At 44.8% G+C, this 15,838-nt stretch carries 19 protein-coding genes; 1 reads left to right on the plus strand and 18 read right to left on the minus strand.

Features of this window, described 5'->3' with window-relative positions; all coding sequences use genetic code 11:
• Positions 1-109 precede the first annotated feature (109 nt).
• The gene (locus BN1938_RS17515) at positions 110-937 is read right to left on the minus strand and encodes an undecaprenyl-diphosphate phosphatase (protein ID WP_050641804.1); all 828 of its coding nucleotides are present in this window, start codon (positions 935-937) and stop codon (positions 110-112) included.
• The gene (locus BN1938_RS17520) at positions 931-1,776 is read right to left on the minus strand and encodes a Cof-type HAD-IIB family hydrolase (RefSeq protein ID WP_050641805.1); all 846 of its coding nucleotides are present in this window, start codon (positions 1,774-1,776) and stop codon (positions 931-933) included. The genes BN1938_RS17515 and BN1938_RS17520 overlap by 7 nt, the downstream gene beginning before the upstream one ends.
• Before the next feature lie 119 nt (positions 1,777-1,895).
• Here BN1938_RS17520 and BN1938_RS17525 point away from each other — a divergent pair, with 119 nt between their 5' ends.
• The gene (locus tag BN1938_RS17525; protein WP_050641806.1) at positions 1,896-3,077 is read left to right on the plus strand and encodes a cell wall hydrolase; all 1,182 of its coding nucleotides are present in this window, start codon (positions 1,896-1,898) and stop codon (positions 3,075-3,077) included.
• Between the two features lie 615 nt (positions 3,078-3,692).
• On the opposite strand, the gene BN1938_RS17530 is transcribed toward BN1938_RS17525, so the two are convergent.
• The 16 genes from BN1938_RS17530 to rplR all read right to left on the minus strand — a co-directional run bounded on the left by BN1938_RS17530 (position 3,693) and on the right by rplR (position 15,832).
• Positions 3,693-4,448, minus strand: a complete 756-nt coding sequence (locus BN1938_RS17530; protein WP_050641807.1) for an aminoglycoside phosphotransferase family protein — start codon at positions 4,446-4,448, stop codon at positions 3,693-3,695.
• Between the two features lie 318 nt (positions 4,449-4,766).
• The gene (gene adhE / locus BN1938_RS17535) at positions 4,767-7,385 is read right to left on the minus strand and encodes a bifunctional acetaldehyde-CoA/alcohol dehydrogenase (protein WP_050641808.1); all 2,619 of its coding nucleotides are present in this window, start codon (positions 7,383-7,385) and stop codon (positions 4,767-4,769) included.
• Between the two features lie 276 nt (positions 7,386-7,661).
• Positions 7,662-8,198, minus strand: a complete 537-nt coding sequence (locus tag BN1938_RS17540; protein WP_025654686.1) for a bL17 family ribosomal protein — start codon at positions 8,196-8,198, stop codon at positions 7,662-7,664.
• Between the two features lie 125 nt (positions 8,199-8,323).
• Entirely contained in the window at positions 8,324-9,283 is a 960-nt protein-coding gene (locus BN1938_RS17545; protein WP_050641809.1) for a DNA-directed RNA polymerase subunit alpha, read from the minus strand.
• A gap of 164 nt (positions 9,284-9,447) precedes the next feature.
• Complete coding sequence (gene rpsD, locus BN1938_RS17550) at positions 9,448-10,041, minus strand: 30S ribosomal protein S4 (RefSeq protein WP_050641810.1); 594 nt, start codon at positions 10,039-10,041, stop codon at positions 9,448-9,450.
• 21 nt (positions 10,042-10,062) lie between these two features.
• A complete protein-coding gene (gene rpsK, locus BN1938_RS17555) occupies positions 10,063-10,458 on the minus strand; it encodes a 30S ribosomal protein S11 (protein ID WP_009001882.1) in 396 nt (131 codons plus the stop codon).
• A 30-nt stretch (positions 10,459-10,488) separates the two neighbouring features.
• The gene (rpsM, locus tag BN1938_RS17560; protein ID WP_050641811.1) at positions 10,489-10,857 is read right to left on the minus strand and encodes a 30S ribosomal protein S13; all 369 of its coding nucleotides are present in this window, start codon (positions 10,855-10,857) and stop codon (positions 10,489-10,491) included.
• A gap of 383 nt (positions 10,858-11,240) precedes the next feature.
• The gene (gene rpmJ, locus BN1938_RS17570; protein WP_003497809.1) at positions 11,241-11,354 is read right to left on the minus strand and encodes a 50S ribosomal protein L36; all 114 of its coding nucleotides are present in this window, start codon (positions 11,352-11,354) and stop codon (positions 11,241-11,243) included.
• Positions 11,355-11,473: 119 nt separating this feature from the next.
• Entirely contained in the window at positions 11,474-11,692 is a 219-nt protein-coding gene (gene infA, locus BN1938_RS17575) for a translation initiation factor IF-1 (RefSeq protein WP_005613024.1), read from the minus strand.
• A 2-nt stretch (positions 11,693-11,694) separates the two neighbouring features.
• Positions 11,695-11,976 carry a KOW domain-containing RNA-binding protein gene (locus BN1938_RS17580; protein ID WP_050641813.1) on the minus strand — a complete coding sequence of 94 codons (282 nt, stop codon included), beginning with the start codon at positions 11,974-11,976 and terminating at the stop codon, positions 11,695-11,697.
• Position 11,977: 1 nt separating this feature from the next.
• Positions 11,978-12,622, minus strand: coding sequence for an adenylate kinase (locus BN1938_RS17585; protein WP_050641814.1), 645 nt, complete (start codon positions 12,620-12,622; stop codon positions 11,978-11,980).
• A 192-nt stretch (positions 12,623-12,814) separates the two neighbouring features.
• Positions 12,815-14,167 (minus strand): preprotein translocase subunit SecY, encoded by a 1,353-nt coding sequence (secY, locus tag BN1938_RS17590; protein WP_050641815.1) that lies wholly within the window; start codon positions 14,165-14,167, stop codon positions 12,815-12,817.
• A complete protein-coding gene (gene rplO, locus BN1938_RS17595; protein ID WP_009001876.1) occupies positions 14,167-14,607 on the minus strand; it encodes a 50S ribosomal protein L15 in 441 nt (146 codons plus the stop codon). The genes secY and rplO overlap by 1 nt, the downstream gene beginning before the upstream one ends.
• Before the next feature lie 26 nt (positions 14,608-14,633).
• Entirely contained in the window at positions 14,634-14,816 is a 183-nt protein-coding gene (gene rpmD / locus BN1938_RS17600) for a 50S ribosomal protein L30 (RefSeq protein ID WP_025654679.1), read from the minus strand.
• Positions 14,817-14,938: 122 nt separating this feature from the next.
• Entirely contained in the window at positions 14,939-15,448 is a 510-nt protein-coding gene (gene rpsE / locus BN1938_RS17605; protein ID WP_025654678.1) for a 30S ribosomal protein S5, read from the minus strand.
• Positions 15,449-15,463: 15 nt separating this feature from the next.
• The gene (gene rplR / locus BN1938_RS17610; protein WP_050641816.1) at positions 15,464-15,832 is read right to left on the minus strand and encodes a 50S ribosomal protein L18; all 369 of its coding nucleotides are present in this window, start codon (positions 15,830-15,832) and stop codon (positions 15,464-15,466) included.
• Positions 15,833-15,838: the final 6 nt, after the last annotated feature.

Genomic DNA, 15,838 nt, shown 5'->3' on the forward strand with positions numbered 1-15,838 from the left:
TATTTCCCTTAATATTCCATCGGAAATAAAAAGGAGAAGGCTATAGAGGCCCTCCCCGTACTGAATATACTATTTCTTTTATCCCCTTTATACTTCTGTCTGCCGCCTTTTATGCAAATAATGCAGTCATCCCAAAGTAGAGCAGCACAATGATTCCCAGGACGATTCGGTAATAACCGAATACTTTAAAGTCATGATTCTTGATATACTGCATCAAAAACTTGATGGCGAATATGGATACCACAAAGGAGATGATACATCCAAGCAGCAGCAAAAATACTTCCGCGCCCGTAAAATGAAAACCGAACTTAATGATCTTAAGGAAGCTGGCCCCAAACATAACCGGAATGGCTAAGAAAAATGTGAATTCCGCAGCTACGCCTCTGGCCGCCCCAATCAGCAGACCGCCGATTATCGTTGCGCCCGACCGTGAGGTACCCGGTATCAGCGCCAGCACCTGGAAGCATCCGATAATCACGACCATTGGGATCGTCAGGTCCGACAGCCTCTTCACCGCCGGCTTCACATGTTCATGCCGTTTTTCAACGACAATAAATGCAATACCATACAGAATCAGCGTAATCGCTACTACCACATAATTCATCAAATGTTCATCAATAAAGTCGTCAAACAAAAGGCCGATTATGGCTGCCGGAACCGATGCGATCAGCACTTTTACCCACAGCTGAAGGGTCAGCATCTTCTGTTTATGCGTCTTCGTATCAGAAAACGGATTCAGTTTATGAAAATAGATGACTACAACCGCCAGGATTGCCCCCAGCTGAATGACCACATTGAACATTGACATAAAGTCTTCCGTCATCTTCAGCTTTATAAACTCTTCTACAAGTATCAGGTGTCCCGTGCTGCTGATCGGCAGCCATTCGGTAATACCTTCTACAATCCCCAGTACAATTACCTTTAAAGCTTCTAACATATGTCTCCTCCTCTTAGAGCAAATCTTTCAATGGCCTTTGCCGCCCCCTCTTCTTCATTGGAAAGTGTTATGTAATCCGCGGCGGCCTTTACCTCTTCTTCCGCATTACCCATCGCAACGCCAAAGCCGGCTTCTTTTACCATCTCAATATCGTTGTCGCCATCACCGCATGCCATAATCTCCTCGCGCCTGATTCCAAGCATACTGCCCAGTTCAACTAAGGCTGTTCCCTTGTTTACTCCGGCGGCGTTTATTTCTATATTATATCCCAGCGAGCTGACCAGTACGATACCCTCCTGCTGTTCCAGTTCACTCCATGCAGCCGCTTTTTCTTCCAAATCGGCAAACAGCGCCTGCATTTTATCCATATCCTGATATCGTTCCACTGCCAGCGCCATGACATCCGGCACTGCTTTCCTGGTGCTGCGCACATAATCCCACATATGCGGATTGTGATGGTAACGGCTGATGGAATCCAGCTTCTCTTTATCTGCATACCCCTGTCCGTCAAAGTACACTTCTTGTAATGTATCATATTTCCGCAGAGTTTCCAATGCTTTCTTCGCTTTTTCTATCGGAAGGAGGCGTTCAATGAGAATTTTCTCTTCCTGCGCATCGATCACCCTCGCCCCGTTTGCGGTAAGTGCATAACGGATGCCGGGGAAATATCTCAGTTCCTCCGGAATGCCCGTAAACGGTCTTCCTGTTGCCATCAGTACGACTATCCCTTTTGCAATTGCTTCCTGCAGCACCTGCTTTGTATACGGCAGCAGTTCCTTTTTGTCATTCAAAAGTGTACCGTCCAAGTCCAGTCCAATCATTTTTATCTGCTGTTTCATCTCCTGCCAGCTCCTTACTTCTCACTAAATTTTTATAACTTATTCTATCAAAATTTGCTTAATAAAGCAATTTATAGTATAATATCAGGGCAAAACAATTAAGAAAGGAATTGTAGAATATGAAATTGCGCTTAAAACACAGGGGACAGGCTCTTCTGGCATTTATCTGTTCTCTTGTACTGGTGCTTTCTGTTTTCCCGGCGCATGCCGAAGATGCAGAAAGTCTCGAAAGCAAAACTTCTGATCTGCAGAATCAGCTTGAAGGTATCAATCAGGAACTTGTGGCAATAAGTGATGAGATATCAACAACTGAGATGCAGGTTGAAATTACCAACGGTGAAATCCAGAGGACAAAAGATTCCTTAGCTGAGGCAGAGGCAGACGAAGCACAACAATACGAAGATATGAAATCCCGTATTAAGTATATGTATGAAACCGGTAATGCAACACTCCTGGAGATGCTTTTTTCGGCGGACAACCTGACTGACTTTTTAAACAAAGCCGACTTCATACAGAATATCAGTAAATATGACCGGGGGATGCTCCAGATCCTGCAGGATACCCAGAAAGAGATTGCTGACAGAAAAGTAACTCTGGAGGCTCAGCAGGATTCTATGAAGGAACTGCAGAAAAACCTGGAGACCCGGCAGGCAGAGCTGGTTCAGAAGGCAGAGGCAACCTCTACTGATCTGAACGCCTTCAACGCACAGCTTAAAAAGCTGCGGGAGGAGGAAGCCGCCAAGCTGGCTGCAGAGGCAGCCGCTAAAGTTGCGGCAGAAAACGCCGCTGCCCAGAAGCCTGACAGCGGCAATAACAACGCGAATGACAATAATAACCCCGGAGACACGCCATCCGGAGGCAATGATTCAGGAAACAGCAATTCCGGAGGCGGCAGTGATAACGGAGGGTATGATGACACCATAGTCAACGGCGGAGCAACCAATGTGGCCGGAAGCGATCTGGATGTATTTGCGGCAATACTCGATTGTGAGGCCATGCATGATTACGATTCCATGCTTGCCGTAGCAACAGTGATCATGAACCGCGTAAACAGTCCGATCTTCCCGAACACGATCACAGATGTCGTCTACGCCGGCGGACAGTTTGAGCCGGTATGGTCAGGCCGTCTGGATGCCGTACTCGCAAGAGGCGCCAGCGAACTGGCCTACACCGTGGCCCAGGATGCCATCAACGGAGCACGGCTGGCCGCAGTATCCGACTGCTATTACTTCCTCTATGCAGGAACAGCGGGGAGGCCCGGAGTCAACATCGGAAATAACCTCTTCTTCCCAAGCTGGTAGCTAGGGGGATTCGATTTTAGGGCTTTTTGGATGAGGTCCGCCTGACTAAGACGGGGAGGGGGACAAAGCCGGAAGAAAAGAAGGCCGGGGCTTCATCAAAACGGCAGGTAAGATCGAATGTGGGAGAACGCTGGCGGTGGCAGCGGATTGGGCTGGATATGCGGTAGGGATGTCTTGTTGAGATTCTTTGTGTACACACACTCTCCCTTCCGCCCCGAGCAAAGTTACGGCCATCCACTGTCATCGTCCAGAGACCTCCCCCAGTAGGAAGGTTTTAATTACCGGCGGATGCGCCCAGCTAAGAGGAAGGTGAGACTGTTTCCCCCGCCGGGGCAGTGCATGCCGTTTCAAGACTCCATAGAACGCGCGGTTAGAATCCGTTAGAGAAAAAACAGGGAACAGGAAGGGCAGAATTTGTTTTACCAAAACAAATTCTGTTGCCGCCGGCGGCGCGAATGCATCGGCATTCGGGCCAACTGCGGCAAGTCCCTTCCTGTTCCCTGTTTTTTCTCTTACGGATTCTCCGCAAGTGGGCAGGAGTTTGAAACGGCATGCACTGCCCCGGCGGGGGAAACAGTCTCACCTTCCTCTTAGCGTCCCCTCCCCAAATCTCCCCTACTGATAATCAATCACATCAATCCATTTCATTAGGAATTCTTTTTCTAGTTCGTTATCTTTTGTGAGCTGTGCCGCTGCTACGATTGGCAGCCACTGCTGTACGTATTGTTTTGCTGTATCGCTCTTTTTGCAGAACAGTTTCATATACAGGTCTGCTGCATTCTGGTCTTTTAGTGCGAACAGCAGATAGGTCATGGCTGCATCTGCACTGGCGTTGCCCTGGGTTGCGTGCGCCCAGTCTACGACTGTCATCTTGCCGTTCTTTCCTACGATTACATTGCTTGGATTGAAATCGCCGTGGCAGACTTTGTTGTGTTTTGGCATGCTCTCCAGCCTTGTGAGCAGCTCGTATCTTGTTGTGGCATCTAAGTCTTTCAGACCGTTAATCTGACGGGACAGTTTATCTTTCAGCTTGTTTAGCAGCGGTGCGGTCTTGGCATGTACCGTCAGCTGCAGGTCTACAAAGTCCTCCATATATTTTTCCAGGTTGCTGCTGTCTGCTTCCATCATGTCTTCCAATGTCTTTCCTGCTTTGTATTCGATGGCAAGCGCCCATTTACCGTCTATCTGTGTTACCTCTTTTACCTTTGGGATATCCAGTCCTGTCTCTTCTACTCTGGCAGTATTTAGCGCCTCGTTGAATACTGCTGATTTTGGATGCGCAGATTCGAATACTTTTACGACACTATCTTCACATTTGTAAACTTTCTTATAGGGACGTTCCACGATTAAATTCTTTTCTTCCAGTTTCATAAGCTATACCTCCTGTTTTTGATGCCGCTCTTTTAAGTTGTTTTTATTATACATCAACTTTTTTAACAATGTAAGACCCCCCGAGTAATTTTGTGCAATTTTTAACTAACTTTTTCCGTGTGGTTTTATTGTTAATTTTATATCAATCAGAGTCAAAGGGGTCTGACCCCTTTGCAGAATTTAAAAGCGTGACGCTCATGCGCCACGCTCCTATTTGTGAGAAAAAATTTATGAATTTATATTCAAAAGGATATTTATTATTTTTATGCTGCCGCTGCGCCTTACGGCACGGCGGCCGTGAATGAATAACTGCGAAACTTATTTGCCGTAGTAACACTTCAGATAGATCTCTTTGATCTCCTTCATCAATGGATATCTTGGGTTAGCGCCTGTACACTGGTCGTTGAATGCCTGCTCTACCATATCATCCAGTGTGTCGAGGAAGTATTTCTCATCTATGCCATAGTCTTTGATCGTTTTCTTGATGCCGATTGTCTCTTTTAACTCTTCTAATCTTGCAACAAGGTTATTGAATACTTCCTGGTCATCTTTGCCCGTGCAGCCTGCAAAACGTCCCAGTTCAGCATATCTTGCAAGTGCATGCGGGTACTGATACTGTGAGAATGTACCCATCTTTGTCGGAGCCTCTGCTGAATTGTATTTCATAACTTCTGTCAGGAGTACTGCATTTGCAACACCGTGTGGAAGGTGATGAAATGCACCCAGCTTGTGTGCCATAGAGTGGTTCAGTCCGAGGAATGCGTTTGCAAAGGCCATACCTGCCAGACAGGAAGCATTTGCCATCATCTCGCGTGCATGCGGGTCGTTTGCCCCGTTCTCGTATGCGGATGGAAGATTATCAAATACCATCTTTACAGCCTTCATCGCCAGGCCGTCTGTGTAATCTGTGGCCATGATAGATACATATGCCTCGATTGCATGCGTCATAACGTCGATACCTGATGCGCTTGTCAGTCCCTTTGGCTGGGTCATCATGTTATCCACATCTACAATTGCCATATTCGGGAGCAGTTCGTAGTCTGCCAGCGGCCATTTTACACCGGTCTCTGCATCTGTGATGATTGCAAAAGGTGTGACCTCAGAACCGGTTCCTGAGGAGGTCGGGATCGCTACGAAATAAGCTTTCTCTCCCATTTTCGGGAATGTGTATACTCTCTTGCGGATATCCATAAAGTCCATTGCCATGTCTTCAAAATTTGCTTCCGGATGTTCGTACATTACCCACATGATCTTTGCTGCATCCATTGCAGAACCGCCGCCAAGTGCGATAATTGTATCCGGCTCAAATGCTCTCATCTGGTCTGCACCTTTTTGAGCACACTGCAGTGTCGGGTCCGGAGCCACTTCGTAGAAGCATGAATGCTGGATACCCATTTCATCCAGTTTTGCCTCGATCGGAGCTACGTAGCCATTTTTGTACAGGAAGGAGTCGGTAACGATAAATGCTTTTTTCTTGTGCATAATTGTTCCCAGCTCATCCAGTGCAACCGGCATACAGCCTTTTTTGAAGTAAACCTTTTCAGGTGTTCTGAACCAAAGCATATTCTCTCTCCTCTCAGCCACTGTCTTAACATTCAGTAAGTGTTTTACCCCTACATTTTCAGAAACGGAGTTTCCGCCCCATGAGCCGCATCCCAGTGTGAGGGATGGAGCCATTTTGAAGTTGTAAAGGTCGCCGATGCCGCCGTGAGAAGAAGGTGTGTTGATAAGAACACGGCACGTTTTCATGGCTGCTGCATGTTTTGCTATTTTCTCTGTCTGTGCCGGATGGATATACAGGGAAGCGGTGTGGCCGTATCCGCCGTCGGCTACAAGCTGGGCTGCTTTTTCCAACGCTTCATCAAAAGTTTTTGCTTTATACATACCAAGTACAGGAGATAATTTTTCATGTGCAAACTCTTCGGAAATGTCTACTGATTCCACTTCACCTATCAAGATTTTTGTGTTTTCCGGAACATCCACTCCAGCCATTTTTGCAATTTCGTATGCTGATTTGCCCGGAATCTTGCTGTTCAGTGCACCGTTGATAATGATTGTCTTGCGTACTTTATCCAGCTCTGCTCCCTTTTTCAGGAAATAGCATCCACGGTAAGCAAATTCTTTTTTCACTTCCTCATAAATGCTGTCAAGAACTGTTACAGACTGCTCAGATGCGCAGATCATGCCGTTGTCGAATGTCTTGGAATGTATAATGGAGTTTACTGCCATCTTAACATCTGCTGTCTCGTCAATAATTACCGGTGTGTTTCCAGGTCCTACGCCGAGAGCCGGCTTGCCTGATGAATAAGCAGCCTTCACCATTCCCGGTCCGCCGGTTGCAAGAATGATGTCTGCATCCTTCATAACGGTGTTTGTTAATTCCAGAGACGGTACATCAATCCATCCGATAATGCCTTCCGGAGCGCCTGCCTTTACGGCTGCGTCCAGAACAACTTTTGCCGCCTCGATCGTACATGCTTTAGCAGCAGGATGGGGGCTGATGATGATTGCATTTCTGGTCTTCAGACAAAGCAGTGTTTTAAAGATCGCTGTTGATGTCGGGTTTGTAGTCGGAATAACCGCAGCTACCAGACCAATCGGTTCTGCTATCTTTTTAATGCCAAACGCCGCATCTTCCTCTATCACACCACATGTTTTTGTGTCTTTATACGCATTGTAAATGTACTCAGCTGCATAGTGGTTCTTGATAACCTTATCTTCCACGATTCCCCTCTGTGTCTCTTCTACCGCCATCTTTGCGAGTGGAATACGCATCTTATTCGCAGCCATGGCTGCCTCGTAAAAAATCTTATCTACCTGTTCCTGGGTGAAACCAGCAAATACTTTCTGGGCTTCACGCATAGCTTTCATTTTTGCTTCGAGTGTTTCCACGCTGTCTACAATCTCAGGTACTACGACCTTTTCCTTCTTTGCCATTTCTATTTTTCCTCCCGTAATAGAATAATTTTCTTAATTACAGGTCTTAGTTTAACCTATCGTTAAATAATTGTCAATATTGCTTTTGTCAAATATTTAACGTTATTTTTTTAACATTTATTGTTGATATTGCACAAAAATAGAGGCAATCCATACTTTGAAGACAAAAATCCGGCGGCTGCGGAAAGCATTACCATTCAATAAGCTTTCCGCGGCCGCCGGACCGTATCATTATTTATCAAAAATTTATATCTCTATAAACTTTTCTTTCCAGAATTATACTAATTCAATCAGCACTTCCATAGCTGCGTCACCTTTACGCTGGCCAATCTTTACGATTCTTGTGTAGCCGCCGTTGCGGTCTGTATACTTAGGAGCGATCTCTGAGAACAGTTTTTCCGGAAGATCAACTTCTTTTGTATTTCTCTTCTTACCTGCAGCAGCTGCCGGAACTTCCTTTACAGGATAAAGAACCTTCAGCATCTCTCTTCTTGCGTGAAGTCTGCTCGGCATATCTTTCTTGATCTTCTTGTCAACTTCATCATATACGGTAACTTTTTTGCCGTCTACTACTTCTTTTACTCTCTTGCCGTCTTTATCTTTACGTGCAACCTTTGCTTTTACGGTCACTTCTTCGTAATTATCTTTTTCTCTGACAGCCATAGCAATTAATCCCTCCGCTACTTTGCGGATCTCTTTTGCTTTTGCTTCTGTCGTAATGATTCTGCCATTGTTCAGCAGAGCTGTTACCTGGTTTCTGATTAAGGCTTTTCTCTGGCTGGATGTTCTGCCGAGTTTTCTATACTTTGCCATTGTTTTAATCCTCCATTTTCAAACATTTGGTTATGCATCTTCGGGCTTATTAATCAAATGCTCCCGCCATGCTCTTCGGGCTTACTGACAGGATAATTCAAGTAATAATCTATATGGTGCGGTGGCTATTCATCGCCCTGGTTCAGCTCAAGGTCTAATTCCTTCAGCTTGGCCAGCACTTCTTCCAGTGACTTACGTCCAAGGTTACGCACCTTCATCATATCTTCCGGTGTCTTGTTGGTAAGTTCCTCGACGGTATTGATGCCGGCTCTCTTCAGACAGTTATAAGAACGTACAGAAAGTTCTAATTCATCAATGCTCATCTCCAGTACTTTCTCTTTTTCATCATCTTCTTTTTCGATCATGACTTCCGCAGCCTGAGCAACTTCTGAGAGGTCGATAAACAACTTCAGATGCTCGCTGAGCACTTTCGCAGCAAGGCTGACAGCCTCGTCCGGAAGCAGTGTTCCTTTAGTCCATACGTCCAATGTCAGTTTGTCATAGTCCGTAATCTGGCCGACACGCGTATTCTCTACTGTGAGATTTACACGGTCTACCGGAGTATATATGGAATCAATCGGAATAACGCCAATCGGTAAGTCTTCATTCTTATTCTTGTCTGCGCTTACGTATCCTCTTCCTTTTGTAATGGTAAGTTCCATGTACAACTTGCTGTCCTTGCCGCCGCTTAAGGTTGCAATGACCTGGTCAGGATTCATAATCTCGATATCAGAATCCGCCTGGATGTCAGCGCCTGTTACAACACCTTCTCCTTCAAATTCGATATATGCGGTCTTTACTTCGTCTGATTCTGATGTATTCTTGATTGCCAGTGATTTCAGATTCATGATAATCTCGGTTACATCTTCTTTTACACCCGGAATGGAACTGAATTCGTGCAGGACTCCGTCGATTTTAACAGAACTGATAGCTGCTCCCGGAAGGGATGAAAGCATAATTCTTCTCAGGGAATTGCCTAATGTTGTTCCGTATCCACGTTCCAGAGGCTCGACAACGAATCTTCCATATTTTTTATCTTCTGAAATTTCGGTAATCTCAATATTAGGTTTATTAAAATCAAACACTACACAGACCCTCCTTATGGGTTTAAATATGTTGAGGGGTACGATGCCTGTGTCACGCAGGGGCCGTTTAAACAGGCCCTGGTGTGACAAACTACATCCTGCCGCCAAAACGGTATCACCGGATTTCAGCGGCACGGATGTCACTATCATGCTATACTCAAGGATTATTTAGAATATAACTCGACGATAAGCATCTCATCAACAGGAACATCAATCGCCTCACGTGCAGGAAGTTCTTTTACTGTAGCTTTCAGGTTCTCAGCATCTACTTCCAGCCAGTCAGGAATCATATTTCCTCCTGTTACTTCCAGGATATCTTTGTATCTCTGGCTTCCTTTGTGCTTTTCTTTGATTTCAATTGTATCTCCGGCTTTTACAAGGTAAGATGGAATGTTTACCTGTTTGCCGTTTACCATTACATGCTTGTGGTCAACAATCTGTCTTGCTTCTCTTCTTGTTCTTGCAAGTCCCATACGGAACATTACATTGTCAAGTCTGCACTCAAGCAGAATCATCAGGTTTTCACCTGTCATACCTTCCATCTGTTTTGCTTTTGCATAATAGTTTCTGAAAGGTTTCTCCAGTACGCCGTAGATAAACTTAGCTTTCTGTTTCTCGCGTAACTGAAGGCCGTACTCACTCATTTTTCTATTGGATCTTTTTAACTGTCTGTTGGACTTTTTATTGATTCCTAAATAGATCGGGTCCATACCTAATGAACGGCATCTTTTAAGAACTGGAACTCTATTTACTGCCATGTTAGCTTCCTCCTATATATACTAGACTCTTCTGCGTTTCGGTGGGCGGCATCCGTTGTGCGGTACCGGTGTTACGTCTTTGATGCTTGTTACATCAATCCCGCATGCCTGAAGCGCACGGATTGCTGCTTCTCTTCCTGATCCCGGACCCTTTACAAAAACGTCTACCGTTTTAAGACCATGTACTAATGCTGCTTTTGCTGCTGTCTCAGCTGCCATCTGAGCTGCATATGGAGTAGATTTCCTTGAACCTCTAAATCCCAGACCGCCCGCACTTGCCCATGAAAGAGCATTTCCCTGTGCATCTGTTAATGTAACGATTGTATTATTAAAAGATGACTGGATGTGTGCTTGTCCTCGTTCAACGTTTTTCTTGACACGTTTCTTTGTCACTTTTTTGGTAACTTTCTTCGCCATTTAAACTAACCTACTTTCTTGAATTCTTAATTATTTTTTCTTATTCGCTACAGTTCTCTTAGGACCTTTGCATGTTCTTGCATTCGTCTTGGTCTTCTGTCCACGTACCGGAAGGCCTTTCCTATGACGGATTCCGCGGTAACAGCCAATTTCTTTCAGACGTTTGATGTTCAGCTGGATCTCTCTTCTGAGATCACCTTCTACAGTCTGAGTCTCATCGATCACTTCACTGATTTTTTTTACTTCTTCACTTGTCAGATCTCTGACGCGGGTATCAGGATTTACTCCTGCCTCTGTCAGGATACGGCTGGCACTTGTTCTACCGATTCCATAGATATAAGTCAAGCCGATTTCTACACGTTTGTCTCTTGGTAAGTCTACACCTGCAATACGAGCCATGTGTCTTTCCTCCATTTCAAATCTGTTTTCATATTGTCCCTAACTGGGATGTCTCCTGGCATCCGGAAAGGTGCTTCCTTCTCCCGAAAACATCCAGGCATACTTTATTCCGCAGTTTACTGCAGATCCGCCCGCAGGGCATGAGTTACGGAATGCCCTTTGGGATACTACTGTACGCCCTTTCCCGACACGGATTTTCACCGTAAATGATCGCCGGGTATTATAAGCAATATACAAAAGACCACCAACCCTTCGGTACCTGCAGATTCAGCAGTGTGGTGTATCCTTACTGTATATTAAACAGCCCTACACACTTCCTGGTGTGTCGCGCTGTCAGCCGCCTAATTAATTCACAAATCCCAACAGTCTGTACTTTTTAAGTATTAGCCCTGTCTTTGTTTGTGCTTCGGATTCTCACAGATTACTCTGATGCTTCCTTTTCTTTTAATGATTTTACATTTTTCACAAATTGGTTTTACTGATGATCTAACCTTCATGTCAAATCCTCCTTCCATCCTTTGCCTGGCTATACGCTTCCAACTATTTTTGGGCACACCTATCCAAAAACAGCCACTTCATAGTATACCACTAGTTTCCAGGCAAAGTCAATACTTTTTTACTTATCTCTCCAGACAATTCTCCCCTTGCTCAGGTCATATGGAGACATTTCCAACGTCACTTTGTCACCTGGTAAAATCTTAATAAAATTCATACGCAGTTTTCCGCTGATATGTGCCAGCACAATATGGCCGTTTTCCAGCTCTACCTTAAACATAGCGTTTGGCAGTTTTTCAACTACGACTCCTTCAATTTCGATTACGTCAGTTTTTGACATACTTAATCCTCCTGCACGTTTGGCACTTTACTATTCTCATTCGTGTCCAAACGAGAATATCTGTTTATAACACTTCTGATTGTTTCATCATCTGTAGTGGAAGGACTGTCAGCCTTCTTTATAATCTGCAGATGCTTTGGATTCTTTCGCTTTCTCCGGCAGACGGTTCTTTTGGCCCCATCCGCCAGATATATATATTCAGCATTGACATCAATTATGACATATATACAGCCTTTATCTCGGCCTGCTTTGGATTTTGCAAGCATTCCCGGTTCTAATATCATATTACTCTCCGAGGATTTTTACGATGGCAGCAAATACATCCTCAATATCGATGGTTCCGTCCACCTCTTTGAGGATTCCGGCCGTTGTATAATAATCAATGAGCGGCTGTGTCTGCTCATGGTAAACACCGAGACGCTTCTGGACTGTCTCCGGCTTATCATCATCTCTCAGGATCAGCGTCCCGCCGCAGTTGTCGCAGATGCCTTCCTCTTTGGTCGGTGCGTATTCCATGTGATAAGTAGCGCCGCAGTCTACACATGCCCTTCTTCCGGACATACGGCGGATGATATTCTCATCCGGCACTTCTACGTTGATGGCATAATCCACCTTCTGATCCAATCCCGCCAGAGCCTTGTCTAAAGCTTCCGCCTGCGGAATTGTTCTCGGGAATCCGTCCAGCACATATCCTGATGTACAGTCTTCCTGATTCACTCTGTCCACTACCAGGTCTACAACCAGTTCATCCGGAACAAGCAGTCCCTGGTCCATATAAGTCTTTGCTTTCTGTCCCAATTCCGTGCCGTTCTTGATGTTCGCCCTGAAGATGTCTCCGGTAGAAATATGAGGTATCCCATATTTTGCCGCGATCTTCTTAGCCTGTGTCCCCTTGCCTGCTCCGGGAGCCCCTAACATAATAATCTTCATATACATGTTCCTCCATATTTTCATCACCGCCCTGTCCCCAAACGGTGATATATCCATATAGCACATTAACCCGCCGGTTCCGTCCGTCTCAGGACAAAACTTGGCGAGCTAAGTAGTTTCAGTGAAATCCCCGAGGACAGCCGCCATATATACATGCAGACATGCACATCCGGCTTGTTGCGCTCACGCGAATTAATAACCGAGGAAACTGTTCTTCATAGAGTTTCCCTTATTATTCAAAAAGCCTGAATAATTGCGTACAAGCATCTGTGCTTCAATCTGTTTGATCGTCTCTAATACAACGCCCACAATAATGATCAGGGATGTTCCTCCGAAGGAAACATTGGCCTTGAATACACCATTGAAGAAATACGGTATTACCTGAACGATCACAAGCCCGCATGCACCGATAAAGATGATATAATTCAATATCTTCTGTAAGTACTCTACGGTTGGCTTGCCAGGACGGATACCCGGAATAAAGCCGCCGCTCTTTTTCATATTGTTCGCTATCTCTAACGGGTTGAATGTAATGGATGTATAGAAATAAGCAAAGAAAATAGTAAGCACAATATATACAATCAGACCCCATGAATAGATTAAATTGCCCGGGTTACACCAGTTGTTGGAATTCATTCCCTTCAGAATCTGGCTTCCGATTCCTGTGCCTTCTCCCTTTCCAAGGAAAGACGCGATTACGATCGGGAACTGCATCAGTGAGGATGCAAAGATAACCGGGATAACACCTGAAGTATTTACTTTTAACGGGATGTGTGTGGACTGTCCGCCATATGTCTTTCTTCCCTGTACCTTCTGAGAATACTGTACTGCAATCTTTCTCTCACCACCCTGAAGGATGATAACAAACACGATGACAACCAGCAGCACTGCAAGAATAATGATTGCTGCCAGACCTCCTTTTGCAATGGTTTTACCCCTTACAAACTGTTCGTACAGCTGGACGAAATCATCCGGCACACGGGAAACAATGTTAATAAGCAGGACAATGGAGATTCCATTTCCCACACCTTTTTCTGTAATACGCTCACCGATCCACATCAGGAATGCAGAACCTGCGGTAAGTGTACATACTACAATAGCAGCATTTACGAAATTATACTCAACAAGAAGTCCCTGGCGCCCGAACCCTACCGCCATAGCGATAGATTCGATCAGAGCGAGAGCTACTGTGACATAACGGGTAATCGCTGCAATTTTCTTTCTTCCGTCTTCTCCCTCTTTCTGCATCTCTTCCAGCTTTGGAATCGCGATGGTCAAGAGCTGCATAATGATGGAAGATGTGATGTACGGTGTAATGCTGAGTGCAAACACAGACATCTGGGTAAAGGAACCGCCGGTAAATGCATCAAAAAAATTGAATGCATCACCGGTCTGATTCGCAAAAAATTCCTGTATATAGGTTGGGTCCACACCCGGTGTCGGCAGCTGGGAGCCAAGTCTAACAACGACCAGCATTAAAAACGTATAGAATAGTCTTTTACGGATGTCTTCTATTTGAAATGCTCTTCGTACAGTTTCTAGCATTAGATCACCTCTGCTTTTCCACCAAGGGCCTCTATTTTTTCAGCTGCTTTTGCACTAAATGCATTTGCCTGAACAGTAAGCTTCTTAGTTAACTCTCCATTTCCAAGAATTTTTACACCGTCTTTTGGATTTTTAACGATACCGCTCTCAATTAATGTTTCTACGGAAACTGTAGCGCCATCCTCAAATGCTTCTAACGCGCTTAAGTTAATACCAATGATTTCTTTGGAGTTTCTGCATGTGAAACCTCTCTTTGGTATTCTTCTGTATAAAGGCATCTGACCGCCTTCAAAGCCTGGTCTTGGTGCTCCTGAACGAGCTTTCTGACCTTTGTGGCCCTTACCAGCCGTCTTACCATTACCAGAACCGTGTCCACGGCCTCTTCTGAAATTATCACTCTGCTTTGAACCGTCTGCTGGTCTTAAGTTTGATAAGTCCATGATATTACCTCCTTATCGTTTTTTATTTATGCTTCTTCTTCAACTTTCACTAAGTGTCTAACCTGCTGTACCATACCTCTTGTAGCTGCATTATCCGGCATGATGACTGTCTTGTTGAGTTTTCTGAGTCCCAAAGCCTCAACAGTTTTTTTATGCTTTGGCACAGCACCGATTGTAGACTTTACCAGTGTAACTTTTAAGTTTGCCATTATAATTTACCTCCTATACGACAAAGCACGCTCTCGCATCTTATACGACAGGGCAATCTCTATCCACTTATGCAATAGATCAAACTCTATCTTCTTATGCGATAGAGCAAAGCTCTATCTTTTTAGCCTACGATCTCTTCTACTGATTTGCCGCGAAGTTTTGCAACCTCTTCCGGAGTCTTCACTCCTTTGAGCCCCTCAATAGTAGCAAGAACTACGTTCTGCTTATTATTGGATCCTAAAGATTTTGTACGGATGTTCTTGATTCCTGCCATCTCGATCACGGCACGGGCCGGACCTCCGGCAATAACACCGGTACCATCCGGAGCTTTCTTCAGCAATACGGAAGCGCTTCCGAATTTTCCGATCACATCATGTGTTACACTGTCATTATCATCCATAGCAACTTTGATTAATTTCTTAGCTGCATCTTCTTTTCCTTTGCGGATTGCCTCCGGAATCTCAGTAGCTTTTCCTAAACCTGCACCAACATGGCCTTTCCCATCGCCAACAACTACTAAAGCTGTGAATCTGAAGTTACGACCACCTTTAACAACTTTGGTAACACGTTTGATTGATACCACTTTTTCTGTTAATTCCATCTGACTAGCATCAATACGTTCCTGTTTCATATGTGTTCTCCCTTCCTAAAAATTCAGCCCAGCTTCTCTTGCTGCGTCTGCCAGTGCTTTCACTTTACCCTGATATATAAAGCCGCCTCTGTCAAAGACTACCTCTGTGATGCCTTTTTCTTTTGCTTTTTCGGCAATCACTGTTCCTAACTTTGCTGCTGCATCAACGTTGTTGGTCTTTTCTAATTCCGCTTTCACATCTTTCTGAAGAGTGGAAGCCGCAACCAGAGTGTTTCCAACTGTATCGTCGATAATCTGAGCATACATATGATTATTGCTTCTAAACACAGCTAAACGTGGTCTCTCAGCTGTACCGCTGAAACGGTTACGTAATTTCATGTGTTTTTTTCTACGAACTTCGCTTCTTGATTTCTTACCAACCATTTTCAC

The sequence above is a fragment of the Eubacterium sp. SB2 genome (assembly GCF_001244405.1).
Classification (GTDB): Bacteria; Bacillota; Clostridia; order Lachnospirales; family Lachnospiraceae; genus Faecalicatena; species Faecalicatena contortus_B.

What these genes read in the sequence shown, in the direction of transcription:
- rpsK (WP_009001882.1), bottom strand. Translation starts at nt 10,458, where the DNA reads ATGGCGAAGAAAGTTACCAAAAAAGTGACAAAGAAACGTGTCAAGAAA.
- rplO (WP_009001876.1), bottom strand. Translation starts at nt 14,607, where the DNA reads ATGGACTTATCAAACTTAAGACCAGCAGACGGTTCAAAGCAGAGTGAT.
- infA (WP_005613024.1), bottom strand. Translation starts at nt 11,692, where the DNA reads ATGTCAAAAACTGACGTAATCGAAATTGAAGGAGTCGTAGTTGAAAAA.
- rpsM (WP_050641811.1), bottom strand. Translation starts at nt 10,857, where the DNA reads ATGGCTCGTATTGCAGGTGTAGACTTACCAAGAGACAAACGTGTAGAA.
- rpmD (WP_025654679.1), bottom strand. Translation starts at nt 14,816, where the DNA reads ATGGCAAACTTAAAAGTTACACTGGTAAAGTCTACAATCGGTGCTGTG.
- BN1938_RS17515 (WP_050641804.1), bottom strand. Translation starts at nt 937, where the DNA reads ATGTTAGAAGCTTTAAAGGTAATTGTACTGGGGATTGTAGAAGGTATT.
- rpsE (WP_025654678.1), bottom strand. Translation starts at nt 15,448, where the DNA reads ATGAAACAGGAACGTATTGATGCTAGTCAGATGGAATTAACAGAAAAA.
- BN1938_RS17585 (WP_050641814.1), bottom strand. Translation starts at nt 12,622, where the DNA reads ATGAAGATTATTATGTTAGGGGCTCCCGGAGCAGGCAAGGGGACACAG.
- secY (WP_050641815.1), bottom strand. Translation starts at nt 14,167, where the DNA reads ATGCTAGAAACTGTACGAAGAGCATTTCAAATAGAAGACATCCGTAAA.
- adhE (WP_050641808.1), bottom strand. Translation starts at nt 7,385, where the DNA reads ATGGCAAAGAAGGAAAAGGTCGTAGTACCTGAGATTGTAGACAGCGTG.
- BN1938_RS17520 (WP_050641805.1), bottom strand. Translation starts at nt 1,776, where the DNA reads ATGAAACAGCAGATAAAAATGATTGGACTGGACTTGGACGGTACACTT.
- BN1938_RS17525 (WP_050641806.1), top strand. Translation starts at nt 1,896, where the DNA reads ATGAAATTGCGCTTAAAACACAGGGGACAGGCTCTTCTGGCATTTATC.
- rpmJ (WP_003497809.1), bottom strand. Translation starts at nt 11,354, where the DNA reads ATGAAGGTTAGATCATCAGTAAAACCAATTTGTGAAAAATGTAAAATC.
- BN1938_RS17580 (WP_050641813.1), bottom strand. Translation starts at nt 11,976, where the DNA reads ATGATATTAGAACCGGGAATGCTTGCAAAATCCAAAGCAGGCCGAGAT.
- BN1938_RS17530 (WP_050641807.1), bottom strand. Translation starts at nt 4,448, where the DNA reads ATGAAACTGGAAGAAAAGAATTTAATCGTGGAACGTCCCTATAAGAAA.
- rpsD (WP_050641810.1), bottom strand. Translation starts at nt 10,041, where the DNA reads ATGGCAGTAAATAGAGTTCCAGTTCTTAAAAGATGCCGTTCATTAGGT.
- BN1938_RS17540 (WP_025654686.1), bottom strand. Translation starts at nt 8,198, where the DNA reads ATGGCAAAGTATAGAAAACTCGGCAGAACATCCAGCCAGAGAAAAGCC.
- rplR (WP_050641816.1), bottom strand. Translation starts at nt 15,832, where the DNA reads ATGGTTGGTAAGAAATCAAGAAGCGAAGTTCGTAGAAAAAAACACATG.